Genomic DNA, 20,065 nt, shown 5'->3' on the forward strand with positions numbered 1-20,065 from the left:
GGTCGGTTCCGGCCCCCGGCTGTGACACCGGACCACGGACGAGTCGCCGCCCCCTCGATGTCACAGCCGGGACGTTTCGACCACCTACAGAGTCAGGCGAGGAGAAGCGGGACGCCGCCGTGCACGACGAGCCGAGCGAGGTGGCCGGACATGTGGAAGAAGGTCGCCGTCGGTGGCGTGCTCTTCTTCCTGGTCGCCCCGATGCTCATGCTGGCCGCGGCGTTCGGTCTCGTGTCTGCGGCCGCGTGCAAGTCGATGGACGACATCCCGTTCGTCGAATGCGAGTTCCTGCTCGAGGGTGGGAACGGCGACCAGTGCCAAGGCGAGCTGCCGACGGGCCTGTCGGCCAACGTGCCGAAGCCCTGGCGTCCGCTGATCGGCGATGCCGCCGAGGCCTTCGACGTCAACCCGAACTTCCTCGCAGCCATCTTCCTCACCGAGAACGGCAACGTGTGGCGTGCGCCGGACACGGACTGGCCCACCTCGTCGGCCGGCGCGGGCGGGCCCATGCAGTTCGTTCCCGGCACCTGGCGCGACTACGGCATCGACGGCGGTGGCGACGGCACCGCCGACCGCAACGACCCGGCCGACGCGCTGCACTCCGCCGCCAGCATGTTCTCGGTGTCGCCTGCGAAGGGCGCGCCGATCTACGGATCCACCACGGTCGGCATGCCCGTGGGATCGATCGGCAAACCATGGCTCCCCGGCACGCTCCTGCACGCGTCCGCGATGTACAACGCCGGGCCGGGAACCATCGCCAACAACACCCGTCCCGGCGACACGCTCGACGGGCCGGAGTGGGGCCGTGCGTGGGAGGTCCGAAGGTACCTGCACAACGTCCATGCACTCCTGCACAGCGACCTGACCAAGAGCGGCGTCACCCCCCAGAACGGTTACACCGGACAGGCGGGTGGCCGGTACGACCACAACGGCGACTTCATCGCCGCATGGGCCGATCCGCACGGCCTCGGCGTCGGTGACGGAGGTAGCCGTGACGGTCCCGCACCCGATCCCTGCGCACCACCGACCGGTGACCTCGGCTCCGTCGTGCAGATCGCGCGCAAGGAGTTCGAACGTGGCCCGCGTGAGCAGACGCACTGCGGCCGCATCTGCGACGTCTACATCGACGACGGGCACGAGGATTGGTGCGCGGACTTCGTCAGCTGGGTGTTCAAGGCGGCGGGCGTCCCGTTCAAGCCGACCCCCGGCACGAAGATGTACTTCTGGCGCCACGACTGGCAGATTCCCGCCGTCATGGGCATGGAGGAATGGTTCCGCCGTGGCGCTCACGGCAGTCAGTTCTTCACTCCGGGCCAGCAGGATCCACAACCCGGCGACGTCGCCATCTACGCCGGCCACGTCAACATCGTCGTCGCCGTCAACCCGGAACAGCAGACGCTGGTCACGATCGGCGGCAACGAGTCAGACACCATCCAGCAGTCCACCGGGACCTTCGCCACCGGCACCAGCTCCGGCCTGGTCGGGTACGGGCGTGTCGCCGGTGGGGCCGCGCAGGAGCCCGGCGAATGAATGACGAAAGCACGCGCACCGAACGGCTCAGCACCGGCCAGCTGGTGCTCGCCGCCGCTGCGCTCGCGGTCCTCGGGCTCATGCTGATCTTCGGCTTCGGCAGCTCCGGTGAGGCCGGGGAGGCCGGTACGGGTGAAACTGCGGCACAACCGAGGGCCGCGACCGACGACGACACGGATGCAGGAGAGCACGACTCCGCGCCCGAGAGTCAGGACTCGCCGACACCCGCGGACTCTGCCTCACCGACCTCGTCGTCGCGGCCTCCACTCACCCCACCGCCCGGAATCGAAAGACCCGGACCAACACAGGCGCCGGAGCCGTCCACCGTCGACGAGACCTCACCGTCCCAACTGGCGCTCGCCGCCGTGACGGCCGCCTACTCCATGGACTCCACCACCGACGCCGATCCGGAAGAGGCGCTACGCCGCGCCGAGCCATGGCTGGCCGAGCCGTACGACGCCGACGTCTACGACCTCGAGCGTCTCGGTGAAGACGTCGAGGACGACTGGGACACCTGGGCCGAGCACGACGCGTACGCGTCGATCAACACGATTCAGGACGTCATCTCGAACGACCAGACCGCACCCGCTGAGCGTGGCGACACCGCGACCACCGCCATGCGAAAGATCGCCGTCAGCTTTACGCCGCTCGGCCGGGACGGCTGGAACGGCTCGGTGAGCGACGACACCTGGTACGTCCACCTGGAACGTCAGTCCAAGTCCGATCCGTGGCACATCACCGAGATGCGCCGTCCCGAGTTCTCACCCACGTTCCAGCCGCTGCCGACCGGCACACCCTCCTGACGGGTCCGGGTACCACGGGTCCACGCCGGTTATCGACGCCGAATACTGGTCGGCCCCGCCGATGCTCATGCCTAGATCCGTCCACGCGCCGCCCGCTGTTCGGCCTCGTTCACGACGCCGATGATGAAGAGCGCGACGAGGTACAGCAACCAGGCCAACGCAAGGCCGCCGTAGGTCCATCGCTCGGCCGCTGTAGCGATGTCGCCGTAGGCGAACGGCCAGGCAATCAGCCCGATCGCCACGATGCCGTGCGGCAGTACGGAGGCTTCGAGTACGCCCATGTCTCGTGGATAGAGGAAAAACAGGTACAGGCCGGCCAATCCGGCAGTGACCGGGGGAAGTTGAAGTAGCCACATGAACGCGTCTGGCTCCGCCCGATCCGGCCGGATAAGGTCCGGGATCAGCAATACGGTAAGGCAAGTTGCGAACAGAACAACCATTGCGATCTTGCTGACCCGCTTTGCATGGTGCGCTGAACGACTGCGTGCGGCCCAGGCAAGTAGGCGGATCCGCGGAGACTTCTTGACCTCGAAACCCCGGTCCGCGTTCCAGGTAGTTTCGGCACCCCAGCCAGGGTCCGAGACGTGATGGAAGTTGTCGTCGTTCGTTACATCGGTGACACGATCGGAACCAGGACCGTTTCGGATGGCGTCATATGCAGCCCGCTCGGTTGGATCACTGAGCGTCTCGTAAGCCCGTGTGACCAGATGAAACAGACCGTCGGTCCCACCTTTGTCGGGATGCGCGGAGACGACCACTCTCCGGTGAGCCGCCTTGATCTCCTCAGCGGACGCGTCCGGCGCGACGCCCAGCAATTCGTAATAGTCCGGATCTGGCACCATCAGCTACGACGTCCGGCCATCGCCATGCGATAGCTCTGCCCGATTCACGCCAACCGCGTCGCCGAGCGACCGGTCAGCGTCCAACTCGATGATCCGCTCGGGCCCCAGTTGTGCCGTTACCGTTGTCACATCCCAGGGCGCGACCGCCAGTTGTCTCTCGGCCTCGTCGGCGGGCATACGCCGGCGCACCTGGATAGTCTGAGTCGCCGACACAGCGATCATCATGTTCGCCGTCGCACGCACCAGCCCGGCTTCGTGATCCGCCGGCACGCCACGCTCGTTCCCCTGCAGGAGAACATCGAAGTCGACCTCCGGCTTCGGCACGACCGCCCGGACCTGGGCCCGCACCGGGGCAGGCAGTAGATCGATAACGTCGACCCAGCCCGGTCCGCCAGACGTGTCAGCGACATCGGTATCAACGGCACGGTCGGCGGGTACCGTGCCGGAACGCTGGCGGACCTCTCCGACGAACGGTCGACGGCGCACTGTCAGCTGCCAAGACTCGACGGGCCGGAACCGTGCCCCGTCCATGCGCTCCAGCTGCCGCGAGGCATCGACCACCGCCAACGACTGGTGGTCCACCGACCACGCATACGCGCGTTCGACGTAGCGGTCCCCACGTTTACGTACGACGGGCTCCTTGGCCCCGTTCACGATGGCCACGATCGGGTCGAGCCTCGCGTCCACCTTGAGCCGGACCTGCACCGATGGCGGCATCAGCTTCCACGCTGACCACGCGGGCGCGGCCGCAAAGTCGACGTCGCTCGTGGAGGATGCGCCGGGGTCAACGTCGACGGCCCGCGACGGCATGCCCGCGGATCGCCGGACCACCTCTCCCGGACCTGCGTCGCGACGTGGCGGCATCTCGCATACTCCTTCGATGGTTGACCAGCGAGTTTACTCAATCGCACGCGCATCAGGGAATGCCTCGGCCGCAGCGTCGAACAACAACAGCGCCGTCCCGATGCCTTGGCTCACCACCAATTCCACCTGCTCGGCCGTGGGAGCGGCCGTCAGGTCGACGGTGGTTTCACCGAAGATGCCCACGACGTGCTCCACCTCCTCGATCTGGGCGTATGCCTTCGGCCAGGCGTTGACAGCGTTCCATTCGTTGCAGAACAGTGCCGCCTGTGGGTACGCGTCCTCCGGCAAGACGAGTTCCCAGGTCCCGTGCACCTGCAGCACGGGTTCAGCGTCCCTCTCGCCGAGGTCGCTGAACTGGAAAATCCCCTGTTCCCAACGCCCGTAGACGTCGCCACCCTCGACCGTGTAGTCGGCGTCCATTCCGTCCAAGACCGCGAGTACCTGTTGATGCGCAGACTCTCGCCCTGGGGAGCGCGTGGAGTCCGGGCCGCTCGCCGAGTCGCTGGCGTTCGACGGGGTGGATCGCAGGCGCGCGCGCAACCGACCGAGCTGATCCGCCGACGTCTCGTGATCACCTCGTCCGATGTCGCTCATCCGAAGCCACCCTTCCTCCGTGCACGCTTCCGATCCATGCGCTTCAGTTCCCTCTTGGACTTCGCCCACAGCCAGTCGACGTTTCTGGACTGTTGCTCCGGCGTCATCTTGGACCAATCAGCGTCATCAGCCGCGAAGTGCTCCGCACGCTTCTCCATGAATTTCTTGTCCTTCTCGTCGACCTTCGCGCTGCGCGACGCTCTTCGGTTCTGTGCCCAGAGGGCTGTCCCGAACCGCCCGTTCGTCGCCCGCGCAGCGACGTCGGCACCTCTGGTGCCCATGTCGTAGCGCGACATGCTCGCGGCATCCCGGCGGCGCTGAGCGGCCAAGCCGCGGCGTCGGTTCGTCTGTTGTGCCCGACTTGCTCGGTCCCAGTCGTTCCGTGCTCGATGGAACGCATAGCTGCCTCGGTTTCCAGCCCAGCGGGCACCGCGGCCGGCGTTGGCCGAGACCATCTTCGCTCCGGAGCGGAACGCGCGTGACTTGGAGAGCACCGCGCCGCCGCGGACGGCAGCAGCGGGTGCCTGGACGAGCAGCGAACTGCCACCCGTGGCAGCACCCAGCGCGGCTCCGGCCACCACCTTCCGAGCGCCTCTCGCGGCGCCGGATCGCATCACCGCTCCTGCGGCACGGCCCGTCCGGCTACCGGTGCCGCCGCCAGGCCGACCGCCGGGTCCGCCGTCACCCCCGGCAGCCCCGGCCCCGCTGCCGAAGCCGCCACCGCCGTTGCCTGACATCGTCATGCTGCCCGGGCCACGGAAGTACCCGCCGCGGCGACGGCCCATGACGTCGTGCATGTGCCGTCCGCCGGTCAGATCACGCTGCACGTCCATGGCGGTGTGGAACCGGCCCAATCCGCTGCCGTTGGCGCCCTTGGCGAACCCGCCGCCTCCGCCGCCACCACTGGCCGTCGCCTTGCCCATGGCGTCGGCCATCTTCTCGTTCGACTGTGCGACGGATTTGCGACCCCGCCAGAAGATGATCAGTCCGACCACCAGCAGGATGTCGACCAGCAGGAAGGTGCCGATCACCTCGCCGACCGGTGTGTTCTCTCCCACGTTGAGGATCTGCTGAACCACCGCGAGGAACGTCCCCAGGAAGATGATCGTGAAGACGACGATCAGCAGTGACGTGGCTGCCGAACCGATCGTGACCCACAGCGAGCGCCTTCCACCGCGAGGCAGGATCGCCACCAGCAGCGCCAGCAGTAGCTTGAAGCACTGCACCACGGCGTTGATGCCCGCGAGGACGACCGCGCCGGCCATGACGAGGATCACGAGGGCGAGCAGACCAACGGACGGGCCGAGGAACCACTGGGTGATGACGCCGTCGATGTTCGCCTGGTCCTTGTAGTACTCCTCGTCCTCGTGCTCGCAGGCGCCGGGAACGGCCCACGCTTCGCTGTCGTACTTGACGTCGTCGCCGACGGCGTCGGCGGCCCGCTCCCCCTTGTCGCCGGGAACTCGGTCCCGCAGCACCGACGCGAGTTCATCTCCGTCGCCCTCGCCTTTACCGTTACCGAGCGCTCTCAGGACGAGGGCGTAGGCGGTCTGGCACTCGTGGGACAGCACCTCACCGAAGTTGACCAGTTGGACCGGGTACCAGAGGAACGACTTGACGATGCTCTGTCCCGGCGACATCGCCACATAGCCCTCGTCCTCGCCGTGGGATTCGATCTCGTTGTCGAGTTGCCCGACGACGCTGGTGCCGAAGTCCCGTGACTCGTAGACCAGACCGTCGTGGCCGCCACCGCCGATCATCAGCTCGATCGGCGACGTGGTCACGACAGGGGTGGTGTCCGTTTCGGTCGACCCGACCGACGCGATTGCGTAGTTGGCGATGACCAGTGCCACGAACAGCTCGAGGATTCCTTGGCCCCAGCGACCGCGGGCCATCCAGATGATGCAGATGAACGCCGTGATGACCAGCATCGTCGCGTAGAGGTTGTAACTGCGCAGGATGTCCTGGAGCACGTCCTCGATGGCTTCGAACGGCCCGCGGATCGTCTCCAGCCAGGTCATCTCCATCGCGAAGTTCGCGAACCACGCGATCATCCGCATGCACGCCTGGTAAGCGGCCCAGAGCATCTCCATGATGAACTTGAAGAACACCGTGCCGAGCTCGGTCAGGCCGCCACCGTTCAGAGCCAGTTTGATCGCCGATGCGGGAACGTTCAGCGGGCTCCCGTCGGCGGGATCGTGCGAGTACACGAGGTTGTCGAAGTTGGCGTCCGTGGCCACACCGGCCAGGTGGCCGGCCCCGGTCGCCAGCGCCGACAGGCTCATGGCCGCGCCGTCTCTTCCAGTTGCGGCGGCTCGGCCTCCCCGGCGATCGAGACCTCCGGCGGGGAGGTCTTCATCGCCTCGAAGCGTTCCGGACGCGACGGCGGCATGATCTTGACCCGTGCCACGTTGCCCAGCGCGTCGCGCATCAGTGCCTCGCCGCGGCGCATCTCGGCGACGCCGTCGGCGCCGACCGGGCTGGTGTGCTCACTGACGAGCTCGATCAGCGACTCGTCGTCCGGATCCAGATCGAGCCAGCTCAGCCCGCGCCGGGCGAGCGTCTTGTCGCGGTGGCGCATCAGGATCCTGGTGGGAATGAGCCCGCGCAGGGTGGCGTCGCCGAAGTCGCTCTCGGGGTCGTGGCTGCCGAGCGCCACCGCCGCCTGATGCTTGCGGCCGTCGCGCACGAACGCGGTGATCTCGCGTTCACCCTCGGGACTGGCCGTGACGTGGTGCGCCTCGTCGACGATGAACAATGACAGCTCGGAGCGGTTGTGGAAGCAGATCTGGCGGCCCATGCTCGCCATCAGCGCGTACATCGCCCGCCCGAAGATCTTCTCGAGCTTGAGCTGCCCGAACAGGTGGGCGTGCTGCAGCTCCTCGCGATCCGGCAGCTCCAGCGTCCGCGTCAGGAACACGATCGCGCGGTCGTCCAGCTCGAGCGGCGGCAGGGACGAGTCGAAGATCACCCGGCCGAAGTCCTTGCGCGCGAACACGTTCATCAGCCGGCCGAGCTCGTACGCGCCGTCGAGGGTGCAGCTCTCCTGCAGGTGCGCCGTCAGGTTGCCCAGACCGCGGATGCCGTGCCGGCTCAGGTATCCCGGGTCGAGAACGTCGGACAACAGGACGCCGCGGTCGGACGTCGGCGCGATGTTGAGCAGCGGGGTGAGGAACGACTGCGCGACACGGGAACCGGTCTGGCGGTCGAACACCCGTAGCGGGTCCATGCTCATGGCCGGGTCGGCCACCGACACCAGGGTCGGCCTCGTCAGTGCCTGCGCCATGGTTCCCCACTCGCCGGAGTCGGTCCGGTCGAGGGCGATGAACCGGCCGCCCCGGTCCAGCGTGTCGGCGGCGATCTTCTTCAGCGCGACGGACTTGCCCGCTCCCAGCTCGCCGGCGATGGCCAGCGACCCGGACACGTCCAGGCGGCTGGTCGCACCGGCAGGGTCGTGGTGCACGGCGCCGACCTGGCCGGTGGAGATGTTCAGCGCAAGCAGGCTGCCGCGATTGTCGCCGATCTCGCAGGTCACGACGGGAACGGCCGCCGAGAACGAGTGCGAGGTGGTGATCTGCGCGAACTCGCGGACGGACTTCGTCAGCGGCGTGCCGGGCAGCATCGCCCACCACAGGTCCTCCTGGTTGCCCACGGGATGGGTGAGCTTGAACCCCGAGGCGCCGTAGAACGACTGCAGTTGGCGTGCCTGCTCCATGGCCTCGTCACCGGTACGTCCGGACACGCAGAACACCGCCGTCGCCTCCACCTCGACCTCGAGGTCGTCGGAGGACAACAGCGCCTCGTACTCGGCGAGGTCGCGCGCGGAGCGTTCGATGGCGTGCATCCCGGTGCTGAGCTGCCCCTCCTGCTGCTGGAACTGGTCGTTCAGGTTGGCCACCGCCCGCCGGTTGCGCGCGATGACCTCCTCGCGGGAGCGGGTGTGCAGGCGAACCGCCCAGTCGACGTCCAGGCCGGTGTCGTCGATGCGGCCCAGGTACTCGCCGCCCGGAAAGATCATGCCGTCGGCCGGGGTGTCCGCAAGGGCGAGCAGTGCCTGGTAGGACGGCGCTTCCGGGTGATCGGGCTGGGTCACCTTCAGGTACTTGCGGCGTAGCGGGTTCCAGGACTTCAACTGCCGCCGGTCGAGCTCGGCCTGCCCGCCCTCGTCCAGCAGTGCGTCCGGCCACAGCACACCGTGGCGCGGCGGCGTGGGTGCCTCTCGGTCGGGCTCGCCCTCCGGCAGGTCGACGTCGGCGTACAGGCCGCGCTGCAGGGCATGCTGGTAGAGCCAGACCAGCTGCGCCACCGTCGCCGGCGCCGGACGGAACACGCCGGGGATGCCCGCCTCGATCTTGCGGGCCTGTTCGGTGCGGAGCTTCAGTTCGGCGGGTGGGACGCCGCCGCGCGGCAGTGCGAGCTGGTCGCGGAAATCGTCGGTCGCCGCACGCAGCGACGTACCGAGGCTGCCGAGGCGCCCCGAGTTGCGCAGCGGCACGCTCAACCAGAACGTCCGTTGTCCCAGCGCGAGCTCGTCCAGCGTGTCCAGCGTGGCCTCGCACTCGGCGGCCCATTCGGGGCAGTGCTCCAGCGGGATCCCGCGGACCATGCGCTCCACCACGGCCGCGGGGTCCAACGCGGCGCAGGTACCGAGCAGCAACGCCTCGCCGGGCAACGACCGCAGCAGCGCCTGGTGAGCGGCGCGGACGGCGTGCTTGTCCTTGTCCGGCCGGAACCCGTACGGCAGCGCGTGCAGCCGCCAGGTCGCCCACACCGTTCCGCCGCGGGCCCACAACACGTGTCCGGCCATCGCGCGGGCCGGGCTGCGCATCGCCATCAGCGCACCACCTTGCCTGGTTCGTCGGCCGTGTCGTCGGCCATGAGCTCGGCTTCGTCCTTGGTTCGGTCGTCGCCGGCCGCGTCGTCGTCGGCCAGGGCGAGCAACGCCTGAACCCCGGTCAGCGGACCACTCGACGCTGTCGCGGGTGTCCGTGCCGGCGACGGACGCATGTCACCGGGTCCGTCGCTGCGGCGGGCACCACCCGCGTCGACACCCCCTGCGTAGACACCGCCCACATCGACACCACCCGAGCCGATGCCAGCCGCGTCGGCGGCGGACACGACCCGCGCCCGGCGCCGCAGCCGGCCCGGCAGCACGTCCGCCGTCTCCGCCGGGACCGCGTCACCCGTGCGCTCGGTGCCCGGCAGCGGTTCGAGGTACACGTTCGTCCGATGCGTGAGACGACGCGGACGCCGGATCCGGATCGGGCGACCGCGGTAGCGCCCGGTACGCGGTGCGCCGACCGCACGGAACAGTCCGACCACCGCGAAGAACGGGTTCCGCCCGTTCATCGGCACCCGCCCGACGACGAACACCGCGCCGAACGCCGACCCGAACAACACCGCGATGTTGCCGAAGAAGCCGAAGACACCCCAGGTGCTGATGGTCATCCCACCGACGACGATGATCGCGATGGCGACGATCAGCTGCTGCACCGTGTAGGGCCCACCGGGGATCTTCGTCCCGTCGGGCATCCGCCCCAGCAGCTGGGGGAACTTGCGTGCCCGGGTGTAGTACTTGACGGTCTCCACGTGCTCCTGGTCGTCCGTCACCGGTCCTCACCTCCCCTCGGCATCAGCGGCATGGTGCTGGGCCGGTCGACGCGGCCCGGCGGGATCACCCGCCCGGCTGTGTCGCCGTGACGCTGACGGTCGAGTCGGGCAGCGACCCGGGCATGTCCTCGCCGACGGTGTCGCGCAGGGACGTGACGTTGTAGACGATCCAGATGAACACGCCGGCCGCCAGCGCCGAGACGACGATCGTCCCGATGGCGAACTTCGACTGGACGGCCTTGAACACGACGAACAGGACCGCGACCGTGATGGCCACGACGCGCAGCACTGTGCGCAGGCTCGTGGCGGTGTCCGACGTCCAATCGAGGATGCCGGCCTGGATGGTCGTGCCGGCCGCGACGTCGGGCGCCGCGGCGGCGAGGCTGGTGATGATGGTCATGGCTGGTTCTCCTTGCTGGGCGGGCTGTACGGGTGACATCTAGGGCGACCGGGTGGCCGTGGAGTCGCCGCCGGTCTCCGGTGACCGGCTCGGTTCCGACGGCGGGTCCGTCGGCTCACTCGTGGCCGTCCCGCCCGTGGTCGTCGGCGTCGGTGTCGGTGTCGGCGTGGGGACGGGAACGGGTTCGGCCAGGACCGGCGCCGGGCTCATCTCGGCGATCTCCCACCGGTTCTCACGGGCACGCAGGACCAGCGCGTACTGCGCGCCGACGGCCTGCTCGTGTGCGCCGTACACCAGGACGTCGGCCCGGATCTCGAGCCGGGCGCCGTCGTCCGGGCGCGCGCTCGGCGCCTCGTCGCCGGTCACGTCGATGGCCTGCACCTCGATGGCGCTGTATCGCACCTGACCGAGCGGGCGGAACGACGTGCCGGGGCTGCTGTAGGCCTCCAGCTCGGACTGGTCGCCGGTGACGAGCATCGCCTCGAGGAACTTCGCGACCCACGTGAACGCCGGATGGTCACGCTGAAGCTCCATTTCGTAGCCGTCGGCGAGCGGCTCGACGGTCGCCGGAGCGGGAACCGGGGCCGGCAGCGCCTGCGCGACCAGCTCGCCCGACACGTACAGCACCGGCAGCTGGAAGTACTGCCGACCGGACCGGACCTTCGCCTTGCTTCCGGGGGGACGGCCCTGCGTCGTGTCCACGCCGACGACCACCGACCACAGACCGGTCTCGTCCTTCACCACCTCGGCGACGGCGGGCCGCTCCGCGGTCCAGGGGAACTCGGGCCGTTCGGTCGCGAGGTCGCCGAAGTACCGACGCAGGGAGTCGGCGCGCTGTTCCGGTGTCTCCAGCCAGGCGACGACGGCGCTCTCGGCGAACTCGCTCACCGCGGCCGCCTCGCCGAGCCGTTCTCCCGGACCGTTGCTCTCGACGACCGGTGCCAGGGCGGGCGGTGCCAGCAGCTGTAGCCCGAGCGCTGTCGGACCGGCGACAAGTGCCGCCCACAGCAGCCCGACGACCGCCTTCGTCGTCAGGTTCGACCCGGCGGTCCAGGCGTGCTGTTCCGACGGCGCGGCGTCGGTGGCCGACGCGTCACGCGCGTCGTCCTCGCCGCCCGAGCCGTCCTTCGGCGGGCCGAAACCCCAGTTGATCTTCATGGTGACGGTTCCTCGCGTCCGGAGGTCTCCGCGGGCGTCCATGCGTCGTCCTGCCCGGACAGGTGCTCGAGGCGATCGAGCGCCCGTTGTGCCCGTTCGGCATTGGCGCCGACGGCGTCCTGCAGACGCTCGGCGGCGTCACGATCGAACGGATCGGCCACCAGGTGGGCGATCTCTCGGTCGATCGCGCGCCGGGCGGCCAGCACCGTCGCGGCGTCCACCAGGGACTGCCGGTTGCTGAAGGGCTCTGGCATCTCGGGCACCTCCGTCGGCGGGATCGGCTTCGCCCGAGTAGGTACGCGCAGGCATCGTCCTGTGACGGCGTCGTCGCATCACGGTTCGCGGCCACAGGCGGGCCCAGCACCGGAGTCAGTACCGGAGTCGGCACCGGGCAAGCGTCCCGGCGGGCCCGACGACCCTGCGGGCAAGAGGCTCGGCAAGGGCGCGGCAGCAGCCTGATCGGTGTCCGGTCCCATCCACCATCCGCTCTTTGGGGGCCCGCATGCCGACCATCGCCGACCTCGAGGTCACCGACACCAGAGATGCCGCCACCGCGCCCGGAGCCGCGGCACCCGGTGTCACGCGGGCTCGCAGGCGCACCGACGGCAGTCTGGCCGGCCGGCTCAACGTCGAGTGGGCGCGGCTGCGCCACGACGACACCGCCGCCGCGGCCGTCGCCTCGTGGGCGCGTGTGCATCCCGCTCTGGCCGGCTGCGCGTCACCCGGAGACGTGGAACACCGCGTCGTCTCGGCACCCGAACGGGCCGACGACGTCCTGCTCGCGCTGGTCCGGCTGGCTCACGACGGCGACGACCTCGCCGGGCGGACCGTGCTGCAGCTGATGCTGGGCAAGGCGCTGCGGATCGCCGGGACCCGAGCCGGGCAGGACCCGCGACCGGACCTCGAGCACGCGGCCATCAGCGCGCTGTGGACGACGATCGCCACCTACCCGGTCGAGCGGCGCCCGGGCCGGGTCGCGGCCAACATCGCCATGGAGACGCTCCGGCTGGTGTCCGCCGAGCTGGCCCACCGCAGGTGCGAGACCCCGGCGAGCCCGGACGACGTCGACCTGACCGCAGCGCCGGCACGTCCGCGCGCGGACGTGGAGCTGATGAACCTGCTCGTCTGGGCGGTCGAGCGGGGAACGGTCACCGCGGCGGACGCCACCCTCGTGCTCGACATCTACAGTCCGGCACCAGGGGAGTCCGGCGGCACGGCAGCGGCCGAGCGGCACGGCCTGAGCTGGCCGGCGGCGCGCCAGCGCGCGAGCCGGGCGGCCCGCCGTATCGCCGACGCGGTCCACGCCGACGGGTCGTGGCCCTGGGACCGGTAGCCTCGTCCGCGCAGCGCCACCGCGGACGAGCCGCCGGATGAGACATTCGTTCGTCGAGCTGCCGTCAAGGCTTAACATTTCGTGCTCTATGCGGTTGTGTGCCCAGTCACATACCCTCGTCCTCACGAGACCGACCCCGGATCGGTCTCGACGTGCACGAGGAGGGCGGCTTCGTGACCATCGAAGGTTCGAATCACCCGGTACGCGAAGCTCCGTCGGGCGAGACCGGCGGAGTCGTTCCTGTGTGTCCGTGCGCCCGCGGCGCACGGACCGGCCGGTCCATGGAAACGGCTGCTCGCCGCGATCGCACGCAGCAATTCTCCGGGCGCCCATGATCCGCGAAGCCCGCCGATAGCCATCAGGACGGCCCCGATGAGTTCGCCCCCCGCCCATCAGCCGACCGCGGAGCAGCAGCCTGAGGACCCCGACCTCGAGGCGAGCGAGTCCACGCTCAAGCCCGCTGTCGCGGCCCCGCCGAAACAACGCCGCCGCCCCGCCCTGATCGGGCTCGGCGTCGCCCTCGTGGCGCTCGGCGGTCTCGGCGCCGCGTGGCTGGCCACCAGCGTCAGCGACAGCGTCTCCGTCATCGCGATGAGTACGGACGTTCCGCGCGGCCAGGTCATCGAACGCGCCGACCTCACCACGGCGGACATCAACACCGACCCCAGCCTCGAGCCGGTACGCGCGGGCCGTATCGACGAGATCGTCGGTCAGCACGCCACCAGCGACCTGTCCAGCGGCAGCCTGCTCACTCTCGACGCCGTCGCCGACACCGTGCGACCGGGCGACGGCGAGGCGCTGGTCGGGGTGGCCGTCACCGCCGCGCAACTGCCGGCCGAGCCACTCCGCCCCGGCGACTCCGTCCGCATCGTGGACACGCCGAACCCGCAGGACGACCCGCCGTCGGACACGCCGAACTCGATCGAGGCCGTCGTGGTGCGCTCCACCGTCGACCAGGAGTCGGGACAGCGCGTCGTCGACGTCGTCGTTCCCGAGGGTGACGCCGCCTCGCTCGCGGCCCGGGTGGCCACGGGACGGATCACGATCGTCCTGATGTCGCGGACGGAGGGCGAGTGATGGCCGTCGTCGTACTGACTTCCGCACGTGGGGCCCCCGGCGTCACCACCAGTGCGCTGGCCATGGCGATGCTGTGGCCGCGGCCGGTGGTGCTGGTCGAGGCCGACGTCGCCGGCAGCAGCAGCATCCTCGCCGGCTATCTCCGCGGGTCGGTACCGCCGGACCGTGGTCTGGTCAGCCTCGCCGTCGCGCACCGCCGCGGCGTGCTGGCCGAGCAGTTCTACGAGCAGACGGTCAACCTCATCGAGGACCGGGTACGGCTGGTGCCCGGCCTGGTCAACGCCCAGCAGGCGGCCAGTATGGACCGGCTGTGGTCCCCGCTGAGCATGGTGCTGTCCGGCCTCGAGCGCGCCGGCACCGACGTCATCGTCGACGCCGGGCGGCTCGGCATGGTGCACGGACCCCAGCCGCTGATCCGTTCCGCCGACGCGGTTCTGCTGGTCACCCGCACCACCCTGCCCGCGGTCAGTTCCGCCCGGGCGCGGGTCGAGTCGTTGCGCACCGAACTCGTCGACTTCGGCCAGGGCGACGACACGCTCGCGGTGCTGCTGGTCGGCGAGGGGCAGCCGTACCGTTCCCGCGAGATCCACTCCGCGCTGCGGACCCCGGTGCTCGCCGCCATGACGTGGGACCAGGCGGCGGCGGAGTCGCTGAGCCACGGCGCGGCGTACGGACGCCGATTCGCCGCCGCTCCGCTGTTCCGCGGCACGCGGGTCGCCATCGGCGCCGTCCACGAACTGATCGATCGGCACCGTACCCGGCTGGCGCCGGCCTCCGGCGAGCAGCTGATGCAGGAGCCGACCTATGGCTGACCCGGACAACGCCGCCTCGAATCTCGAGAACCTGCCGCTGTTCGCCGACAGCGGCTCACCGGACATCGGCGAGTGGGGCGACGGCCGCACGTTCGGCTCGGAGCGCGACGGTGCGACGGACCTGCGGCGCTCGTTGCAGGCCAGGCTCGCGTCGGCCGGCTCCAACGGGCACGGCCAGCCGACGGCGACCGGCCCGAACGGGCGGCACGCGTCCGGGCACGCCGACGCCGACGACGAGCCGGGCCTGCGCGCCCGCGACATCACCGGCCACGGCGACATCGGGCGGGGCGAGAACATCGACTGGGCCCTCGTCCGCGCCTACCGCGAACAGGCCGCCGACCAGCTGGCGCACGCCCTGCGCGACCGCGAGGGCCTGGACGAGGCCGGCCGGCGCGAACTGGGCCGCAGCATCGTCGTCGAGCTGCTCGCCGACCACGCCGAGCACGCCCTCACCAAGGGCCTGCCGATCATCACCCAGGACGAGCAGATCCAGCTCGCCGAGGCGATCATGGCGGCGCTGTTCGGCCTGGGCCGGCTGCAGCCGCTGGTGGACGACCCCGACATCGAGAACATCGAGATCAACGGCCACGACAACGTCCACCTCATCTACGACGACGGCCGCATCGAGGAGGGCCCTCCGGTCGCGGACAGCGACGAGGAGCTCATCGAGACGCTGTCGTTCCTCGCCTCGCGCACCAGCTCGAACGAACGGCCCTTCTCGCCGACCAACCCGCGGCTGCACCTGCGGCTGCGCGACGGCTCCCGGCTGGCGGCCACCGCTTGGATCACCCCGCGGCCGGTCGCGGTCATCCGCAAGCACCGGCTGACCGACATCGGCATCCGCGAGCTGGTCGATCTCGACATGCTCAGCCCGGCGGCCGCGGCGTTCCTCGCCGCCGCCGTGCGGGCACGCAAGAGCATCGTCGTCTCCGGCGCCCAGGGGGCGGGCAAGACGACGCTGGTCCGCGCCCTGACCAACGAGCTCGACCCGCTGGAGCGCATCGGGACCATCGAGACGGAGTACGAGCTCCATCTGCACGACATGCCGGACCGGCACCGCCGCATCGTCGCGTGGGAGTCGCGGCCCGGCAGCGGTGAGCGCGGCCCGGACGGGCGCGCGGTCGGCGAGATCACGCTGGACGACCTCGTCTACGACTCGCTGCGGATGAACCTGTCCCGCCTGATCGTCGGTGAGGTCCGCGGCCGCGAGGTGCTGCCGATGTTCAAGGCGATGCAGTCCGGCGCGGGGTCGCTGTCGACCACGCACGCGCACTCCGCCCGTGCGGCCATCGAGCGCATCGTCACCTGCGCCATGGAAGCCGGTCAGCACGTCACCGAGTCGTTCGCCTACCGGCAGATCGCCGAGCACATCGACCTCGTGGTCCAGATCGAGCTGCGCGACGAGAGCAACGCCGGCGGTAAGCGCTGGCGCTACCTGACCGAGATCGTCGCGGTCGAGCCCGGTGAGCACGGCATGCCGGCGGTCACCGACGTGTTCCGCCCGGGCCCCGCCGGGACCGCGGTTCCCGGCACGCCGCCGATCTGGCTGGCCGACCTCGAGCGGGTCGGATTCGATCCACGGCTGCTCGACCAGGAGGGCTGAGGTGTCCGCGTTCACGGCAGCACTGTCGGCCATGCTGATCCTCGGCGGGATCCTGCTCGTGGCCGTCGGGCTGGTGCCGCGGTCGGCGCTCGCCCGGCCGACCACCCGTACTCAGCGGGTCAAGGCGAGGTTCGTCTCGGCGACCGGCGGGCGCGGTCAGGCGGCGCGGCGGACCCGGAAGCTGCTCGGCGTGGGACTCGCCGTCGGCATGCTCGGGTGGCTGCTGACCGGGTGGCTGATCCTCGTGCTGCTCGCTCCGGTGGCACTGATCGGTCTTCCGGTCCTGCTCACGCCACCGTCGTCGTCCACGTCGGTGGCGAAGCTCGAAGCCATGGAGGAATGGACCCGGTCGCTGGCCGGCGTGCTCACCGTCGGTGTCGGCATCGAGCAGGCGATCATGGCGACGATGAAGTCGACGCCGGAGGCGTTGCGGCCCGAGGTCACGACGCTGGCGGCGCGGCTGCGCGCACGGTGGCCGACAGTGGCAGCGCTGCGCGCCTTCGCCGACGACCTGGACGACGCCACCGGTGACCTGATCGCGTCGTCGCTGATCCTCGGCGCCACCCGGCGCGGTTCCGGTCTCGCCGCCGTGCTCGAAGGCCTGGCCAGCACGGTCGCGCAGGACGTCCAAGTCCGGCGCAACATCGAGGCCGACCGTTCGAAGCCGCGCACGACGGCGCGGATGGTCACCATCGTCACCCTGGTCGCCCTGGGGTTCATGGCGTTCAACAGCGGATACATCGAGCCGTACGGCACACCCGTCGGCCAGATCGTGCTGATCATCCTGCTCAGCTGCTACGTGCTGTGCCTGCTGTGGATGCGCCAGATCACGCGGCCGCAGCCGCTCCCCCGGATCATGGGCTGGAACCTGCGCGCCTCGAACCGCGGCAGCCCGGCCCGAAGCGAGGCATCATGATCTGGGAGCTGGGCATTCTCGCCGGAGCCCTGGCCGGGCTCGGCCTCACGCTGGTCATCCGCGAGCTGGCCCCGTCACATCCGCATCTGCGGGCCACCCTGGGCCGCCTGCACAACGACGCCGGTCCCGCGCCGTCCGTGCAGGTGCCGACGTCGCGACAGACGTCACTGTTCCAGGACCGGCTCGGGCGGATGCTCGAGCAGCGGCTGCCCACGCTGGTCGGCTTCCGGCTCCCCCGCCGCGAGCTCGACCTGCTGCGCATACCGACCTACCGGTACTTCGGCGAGAAGGCGCTGTGGGCGCTGCTCGGGCTGTGCTTCCCGGCGATCCTCACGATGACGCTGATGATCATGGGGGTGACGCCGCCGTTCAGCATCCCCGCGTTCGTCGGGCTGATCCTCGCGGTCGTCATGTGGTTCCTCCCGGACATCGAGACCCGGCAGAAGGCGAACCGGGCACGTGAGGACTTCACCCGCGCACTGGGCGCCTACATCGACCTGGTGGCGCTGGAACGCGCGGGTGGGGCCGGATCGACACAGGCGATGGAGAACGCCGCCGAGGTCGGCGACTCCTGGGTCTTCCAGCGGCTTCGTGAGGAGCTGGCCAGGGCCCGGTGGTCCGGAACCACGCCGTGGGAGGGGCTGCACACGCTGTCCCGCCAGCTCGGCCTCAACGAGCTCGACGATCTGGCCGACATCATGCGGCTGTCCGGCGAGGAGGGCGCCACCGTGTACGAGAGCCTGCGCGCTCGCGCCGAGGGCCTACGTAACGCTACGTTGTCGGCCGAGCATGCTCGAGCGAACGCCGACAGCGAGCGGATGGTCATGCCGGTGGCCCTGCTCGGCGTCGTCTTCATGGCCATCCTCGCAGCTCCGACGGTGATGCGTATGCTCGAATGACAGCCGACCCAGCCGCCCGCACCGAGAATTCACCACCTCCGTCGTCACAGAGGCCGGCCGCCAGGGGCCTACTCAGTGTGACGGAGCGGACAACCGCTTCCCCGAGAGGACACCGACCATGCTGCAACTCCGGACATGGATGACGGTCATGTCAGCTGAGCTGCGCGACCGCTACGAGCACGCCACCCGACAGCGCTCCGAACGCGGAGCCACGACGCTCGAGTACGTCGTCATCGCCGCCGCGGTGTTCGTCGCCGCCACACTGCTGGTCGGCGTGATCATCGGCGTCATCAATCGCGAGCAGGCGAAGATCGAGTAATCACCATGGGCCGGACAGGACGACGGGTGCGGCGGCGGTGGCGACGCCGCCGCGCCGACGGGCGCGAGCGCGGGGCCGCGACCCTCGAGATCGCGATCGTCTTCCCGATCGTCCTGCTCATCACGTTCGGCGTCATCGAGGGCGCGTTGTGGTACCACGCCCGCAACGTCGCGCTGGCGGCCGCCGAGGAGGGTGTCCGGGCGGCCACCGGCGACGGCGGCACGCCCGGCGCCGGCGTGGAGGAGGCGCGGGACTTCGCTCTGCGTGCCGGCGCCGACGACACGCTGAGCGCGGTCACCGTCAGCTCGACCAGCACGCCCAGCGAGGTCAGCATCACCGTCACCGGGCACTCACTGACCCTGTTCCCCGGCTGGTCCGGCCACGAGGTGACACAGACCGCCAGCGGACCGGTCGAACGGTTCACGAGCCCGGACGGGCCATGACCCGCCGGCGCCCGCACGACCAGCGGGGCTCGGCGACCACCGAGCTCGCGGTGGTCGCGCCCGGACTGTTGATGATCATCGCGCTGCTCGTCATGGGCGGCCGGATCACCATCGCGGGTGGCTCGGTCGAACACGCCGCGGCCGAGGCGGCCCGCGCGGCCTCCCTCGCCCGCAGCGCATCCGAAGCCGTCGCCGACGGCGGGGCGGCAGCCAAGCGCTCACTCACCCAACAGGGACTGAGCTGTGTCGGGTCACCGTCGATCACCATCGACGCACGCCAGTTCGCGCGCCCGCCCGGTGAGCCCGCCACCGTGACCGCCACCGTCACGTGCGAGGTGCGCCTGTCCGACCTGGCGATTCCCGCCGTCCCGGGCTCGCGCAGCATCACCGAGACCGTGCGCAGTCCCATCGACACCTACCGGATGCGCCGATGAGCGCCCGCGGGCTCCGCCTCCGTGGTGACGACGGCGCGATCGCGATCTTCGCCGTCGTCATCGTGATGGCACTGTTCCTGGCCATCGGCCTGGTGGTGGACGGCGGCGGGCGGCTGCGGGCGATGCAGCGCGCCGACGCGCTCGCTGCCGAGGCCGCGCGCACCGGCGCGCAGCGGATCCTCATCGGCGGCGACACCGACCGGCCGACCATCGACGTCACACCGGCCTGTCAGGCCGCGTCGGCCTACCTGGTCCAGGCCGGCGTCCAGCCGTCCGGGTGCGGCCGTGTGGACGGCGAGACGTTGCGGGTCAGCGCGACGGTCTCGTACGACAACGTCTTCCTGTCCCTGATCGGGCAGTCGACATCCCAGGTCACCGGCAGCGCCCGCGCCCGGCTCGCCCGCGGTGTCGACGAGGAGTACTGAGGA

Annotated in this window: 21 protein-coding genes; 12 read left to right on the plus strand and 9 right to left on the minus strand. The window is 70.1% G+C overall.

Going from position 1 to position 20,065, the window contains the following annotated elements; translation table 11 throughout:
* The first annotated feature begins 150 nt into the window (after window positions 1-150).
* Window positions 151-1,530, plus strand: a complete 1,380-nt coding sequence (locus tag CLV30_RS17920; protein ID WP_106538600.1) for a CHAP domain-containing protein — start codon at window positions 151-153, stop codon at window positions 1,528-1,530.
* Window positions 1,527-2,333 carry a hypothetical protein gene (locus CLV30_RS17925; RefSeq protein WP_106538601.1) on the plus strand — a complete coding sequence of 269 codons (807 nt, stop codon included), beginning with the start codon at window positions 1,527-1,529 and terminating at the stop codon, window positions 2,331-2,333. Before CLV30_RS17920 ends, CLV30_RS17925 begins: the two co-directional genes overlap by 4 nt.
* A 71-nt stretch (window positions 2,334-2,404) precedes the next feature.
* Here CLV30_RS17925 and CLV30_RS17930 read toward each other — a convergent pair whose 3' ends face one another.
* The 9 genes from CLV30_RS17930 to CLV30_RS17970 all read right to left on the minus strand — a co-directional run bounded on the left by CLV30_RS17930 (window position 2,405) and on the right by CLV30_RS17970 (window position 12,055).
* Entirely contained in the window at window positions 2,405-3,175 is a 771-nt protein-coding gene (locus CLV30_RS17930) for a J domain-containing protein (RefSeq protein WP_106538602.1), read from the minus strand.
* A gap of 3 nt (window positions 3,176-3,178) precedes the next feature.
* Window positions 3,179-3,985 carry a hypothetical protein gene (locus CLV30_RS17935; protein ID WP_106538603.1) on the minus strand — a complete coding sequence of 269 codons (807 nt, stop codon included), beginning with the start codon at window positions 3,983-3,985 and terminating at the stop codon, window positions 3,179-3,181.
* Window positions 3,986-4,072: 87 nt separating this feature from the next.
* Window positions 4,073-4,633 carry a YbjN domain-containing protein gene (locus tag CLV30_RS17940; RefSeq protein ID WP_106538604.1) on the minus strand — a complete coding sequence of 187 codons (561 nt, stop codon included), beginning with the start codon at window positions 4,631-4,633 and terminating at the stop codon, window positions 4,073-4,075.
* Window positions 4,630-6,918 carry a hypothetical protein gene (locus CLV30_RS17945; protein ID WP_106538605.1) on the minus strand — a complete coding sequence of 763 codons (2,289 nt, stop codon included), beginning with the start codon at window positions 6,916-6,918 and terminating at the stop codon, window positions 4,630-4,632. Before CLV30_RS17945 ends, CLV30_RS17940 begins: the two co-directional genes overlap by 4 nt.
* Window positions 6,915-9,467, minus strand: coding sequence for an ATP-binding protein (locus CLV30_RS17950; RefSeq protein ID WP_106538606.1), 2,553 nt, complete (start codon window positions 9,465-9,467; stop codon window positions 6,915-6,917). The genes CLV30_RS17945 and CLV30_RS17950 overlap by 4 nt, the downstream gene beginning before the upstream one ends.
* Window positions 9,467-10,243, minus strand: a complete 777-nt coding sequence (locus tag CLV30_RS17955; RefSeq protein ID WP_106538607.1) for a hypothetical protein — start codon at window positions 10,241-10,243, stop codon at window positions 9,467-9,469. Before CLV30_RS17955 ends, CLV30_RS17950 begins: the two co-directional genes overlap by 1 nt.
* Window positions 10,244-10,307: 64 nt before the next feature.
* Window positions 10,308-10,643 carry a hypothetical protein gene (locus tag CLV30_RS17960; RefSeq protein ID WP_106538608.1) on the minus strand — a complete coding sequence of 112 codons (336 nt, stop codon included), beginning with the start codon at window positions 10,641-10,643 and terminating at the stop codon, window positions 10,308-10,310.
* 39 nt (window positions 10,644-10,682) lie between these two features.
* Complete coding sequence (locus CLV30_RS17965; RefSeq protein WP_165358479.1) at window positions 10,683-11,801, minus strand: conjugal transfer protein; 1,119 nt, start codon at window positions 11,799-11,801, stop codon at window positions 10,683-10,685.
* Window positions 11,798-12,055 carry a hypothetical protein gene (locus tag CLV30_RS17970; RefSeq protein WP_129710879.1) on the minus strand — a complete coding sequence of 86 codons (258 nt, stop codon included), beginning with the start codon at window positions 12,053-12,055 and terminating at the stop codon, window positions 11,798-11,800. The genes CLV30_RS17965 and CLV30_RS17970 overlap by 4 nt, the downstream gene beginning before the upstream one ends.
* A gap of 248 nt (window positions 12,056-12,303) precedes the next feature.
* Here CLV30_RS17970 and CLV30_RS17975 point away from each other — a divergent pair, with 248 nt between their 5' ends.
* The 10 genes from CLV30_RS17975 to CLV30_RS18020 all read left to right on the plus strand — a co-directional run bounded on the left by CLV30_RS17975 (window position 12,304) and on the right by CLV30_RS18020 (window position 20,062).
* Complete coding sequence (locus CLV30_RS17975; protein WP_106538611.1) at window positions 12,304-13,134, plus strand: hypothetical protein; 831 nt, start codon at window positions 12,304-12,306, stop codon at window positions 13,132-13,134.
* Between the two features lie 372 nt (window positions 13,135-13,506).
* Complete coding sequence (locus tag CLV30_RS17980) at window positions 13,507-14,211, plus strand: SAF domain-containing protein (RefSeq protein WP_106538612.1); 705 nt, start codon at window positions 13,507-13,509, stop codon at window positions 14,209-14,211.
* Window positions 14,211-15,023 carry a CpaE/TadZ family protein gene (locus CLV30_RS17985; RefSeq protein WP_106538613.1) on the plus strand — a complete coding sequence of 271 codons (813 nt, stop codon included), beginning with the start codon at window positions 14,211-14,213 and terminating at the stop codon, window positions 15,021-15,023. The genes CLV30_RS17980 and CLV30_RS17985 overlap by 1 nt, the downstream gene beginning before the upstream one ends.
* Window positions 15,016-16,626: a TadA family conjugal transfer-associated ATPase gene (locus CLV30_RS17990; RefSeq protein ID WP_106538614.1), complete on the plus strand. Its 1,611-nt coding sequence runs from the start codon at window positions 15,016-15,018 to the stop codon at window positions 16,624-16,626. Before CLV30_RS17985 ends, CLV30_RS17990 begins: the two co-directional genes overlap by 8 nt.
* 1 nt (window position 16,627) lies before the next feature.
* A complete protein-coding gene (locus CLV30_RS17995) occupies window positions 16,628-17,542 on the plus strand; it encodes a type II secretion system F family protein (RefSeq protein ID WP_205740542.1) in 915 nt (304 codons plus the stop codon).
* A complete protein-coding gene (locus tag CLV30_RS18000; protein WP_106538615.1) occupies window positions 17,539-18,441 on the plus strand; it encodes a type II secretion system F family protein in 903 nt (300 codons plus the stop codon). The genes CLV30_RS17995 and CLV30_RS18000 overlap by 4 nt, the downstream gene beginning before the upstream one ends.
* 148 nt (window positions 18,442-18,589) lie before the next feature.
* Window positions 18,590-18,760 (plus strand): hypothetical protein, encoded by a 171-nt coding sequence (locus CLV30_RS26615; protein ID WP_165358478.1) that lies wholly within the window; start codon window positions 18,590-18,592, stop codon window positions 18,758-18,760.
* A gap of 5 nt (window positions 18,761-18,765) precedes the next feature.
* Window positions 18,766-19,203, plus strand: coding sequence for a TadE family protein (locus tag CLV30_RS18010; RefSeq protein ID WP_106538617.1), 438 nt, complete (start codon window positions 18,766-18,768; stop codon window positions 19,201-19,203).
* Window positions 19,200-19,637, plus strand: coding sequence for a TadE/TadG family type IV pilus assembly protein (locus tag CLV30_RS18015; RefSeq protein ID WP_106538618.1), 438 nt, complete (start codon window positions 19,200-19,202; stop codon window positions 19,635-19,637). Before CLV30_RS18010 ends, CLV30_RS18015 begins: the two co-directional genes overlap by 4 nt.
* Window positions 19,634-20,062, plus strand: a complete 429-nt coding sequence (locus CLV30_RS18020) for a hypothetical protein (protein WP_106538619.1) — start codon at window positions 19,634-19,636, stop codon at window positions 20,060-20,062. Before CLV30_RS18015 ends, CLV30_RS18020 begins: the two co-directional genes overlap by 4 nt.
* The last annotated feature ends 3 nt before the right edge of the window (window positions 20,063-20,065 follow it).

The organism is Haloactinopolyspora alba (assembly GCF_003014555.1).
Lineage (GTDB): Bacteria > Actinomycetota > Actinomycetes > Jiangellales > Jiangellaceae > Haloactinopolyspora > Haloactinopolyspora alba.

Excerpts from the sequence above, each read along its gene's own strand:
- CLV30_RS17920 (WP_106538600.1), top strand. The coding sequence starts at position 151 with ATGTGGAAGAAGGTCGCCGTCGGTGGCGTGCTCTTCTTCCTGGTCGCC.
- CLV30_RS17925 (WP_106538601.1), top strand. The coding sequence starts at position 1,527 with ATGAATGACGAAAGCACGCGCACCGAACGGCTCAGCACCGGCCAGCTG.
- CLV30_RS17930 (WP_106538602.1), bottom strand. The coding sequence starts at position 3,175 with ATGGTGCCAGATCCGGACTATTACGAATTGCTGGGCGTCGCGCCGGAC.
- CLV30_RS17935 (WP_106538603.1), bottom strand. The coding sequence starts at position 3,985 with ATGCCGTCGCGGGCCGTCGACGTTGACCCCGGCGCATCCTCCACGAGC.
- CLV30_RS17940 (WP_106538604.1), bottom strand. The coding sequence starts at position 4,633 with ATGAGCGACATCGGACGAGGTGATCACGAGACGTCGGCGGATCAGCTC.
- CLV30_RS17945 (WP_106538605.1), bottom strand. The coding sequence starts at position 6,918 with ATGAGCCTGTCGGCGCTGGCGACCGGGGCCGGCCACCTGGCCGGTGTG.
- CLV30_RS17950 (WP_106538606.1), bottom strand. The coding sequence starts at position 9,467 with ATGGCGATGCGCAGCCCGGCCCGCGCGATGGCCGGACACGTGTTGTGG.
- CLV30_RS17960 (WP_106538608.1), bottom strand. The coding sequence starts at position 10,643 with ATGACCATCATCACCAGCCTCGCCGCCGCGGCGCCCGACGTCGCGGCC.
- CLV30_RS17965 (WP_165358479.1), bottom strand. The coding sequence starts at position 11,801 with ATGAAGATCAACTGGGGTTTCGGCCCGCCGAAGGACGGCTCGGGCGGC.
- CLV30_RS17970 (WP_129710879.1), bottom strand. The coding sequence starts at position 12,055 with ATGCCAGAGCCCTTCAGCAACCGGCAGTCCCTGGTGGACGCCGCGACG.
- CLV30_RS17975 (WP_106538611.1), top strand. The coding sequence starts at position 12,304 with ATGCCGACCATCGCCGACCTCGAGGTCACCGACACCAGAGATGCCGCC.
- CLV30_RS17980 (WP_106538612.1), top strand. The coding sequence starts at position 13,507 with ATGAGTTCGCCCCCCGCCCATCAGCCGACCGCGGAGCAGCAGCCTGAG.
- CLV30_RS17985 (WP_106538613.1), top strand. The coding sequence starts at position 14,211 with ATGGCCGTCGTCGTACTGACTTCCGCACGTGGGGCCCCCGGCGTCACC.
- CLV30_RS17990 (WP_106538614.1), top strand. The coding sequence starts at position 15,016 with ATGGCTGACCCGGACAACGCCGCCTCGAATCTCGAGAACCTGCCGCTG.
- CLV30_RS18000 (WP_106538615.1), top strand. The coding sequence starts at position 17,539 with ATGATCTGGGAGCTGGGCATTCTCGCCGGAGCCCTGGCCGGGCTCGGC.
- CLV30_RS26615 (WP_165358478.1), top strand. The coding sequence starts at position 18,590 with ATGTCAGCTGAGCTGCGCGACCGCTACGAGCACGCCACCCGACAGCGC.
- CLV30_RS18010 (WP_106538617.1), top strand. The coding sequence starts at position 18,766 with ATGGGCCGGACAGGACGACGGGTGCGGCGGCGGTGGCGACGCCGCCGC.
- CLV30_RS18015 (WP_106538618.1), top strand. The coding sequence starts at position 19,200 with ATGACCCGCCGGCGCCCGCACGACCAGCGGGGCTCGGCGACCACCGAG.
- CLV30_RS18020 (WP_106538619.1), top strand. The coding sequence starts at position 19,634 with ATGAGCGCCCGCGGGCTCCGCCTCCGTGGTGACGACGGCGCGATCGCG.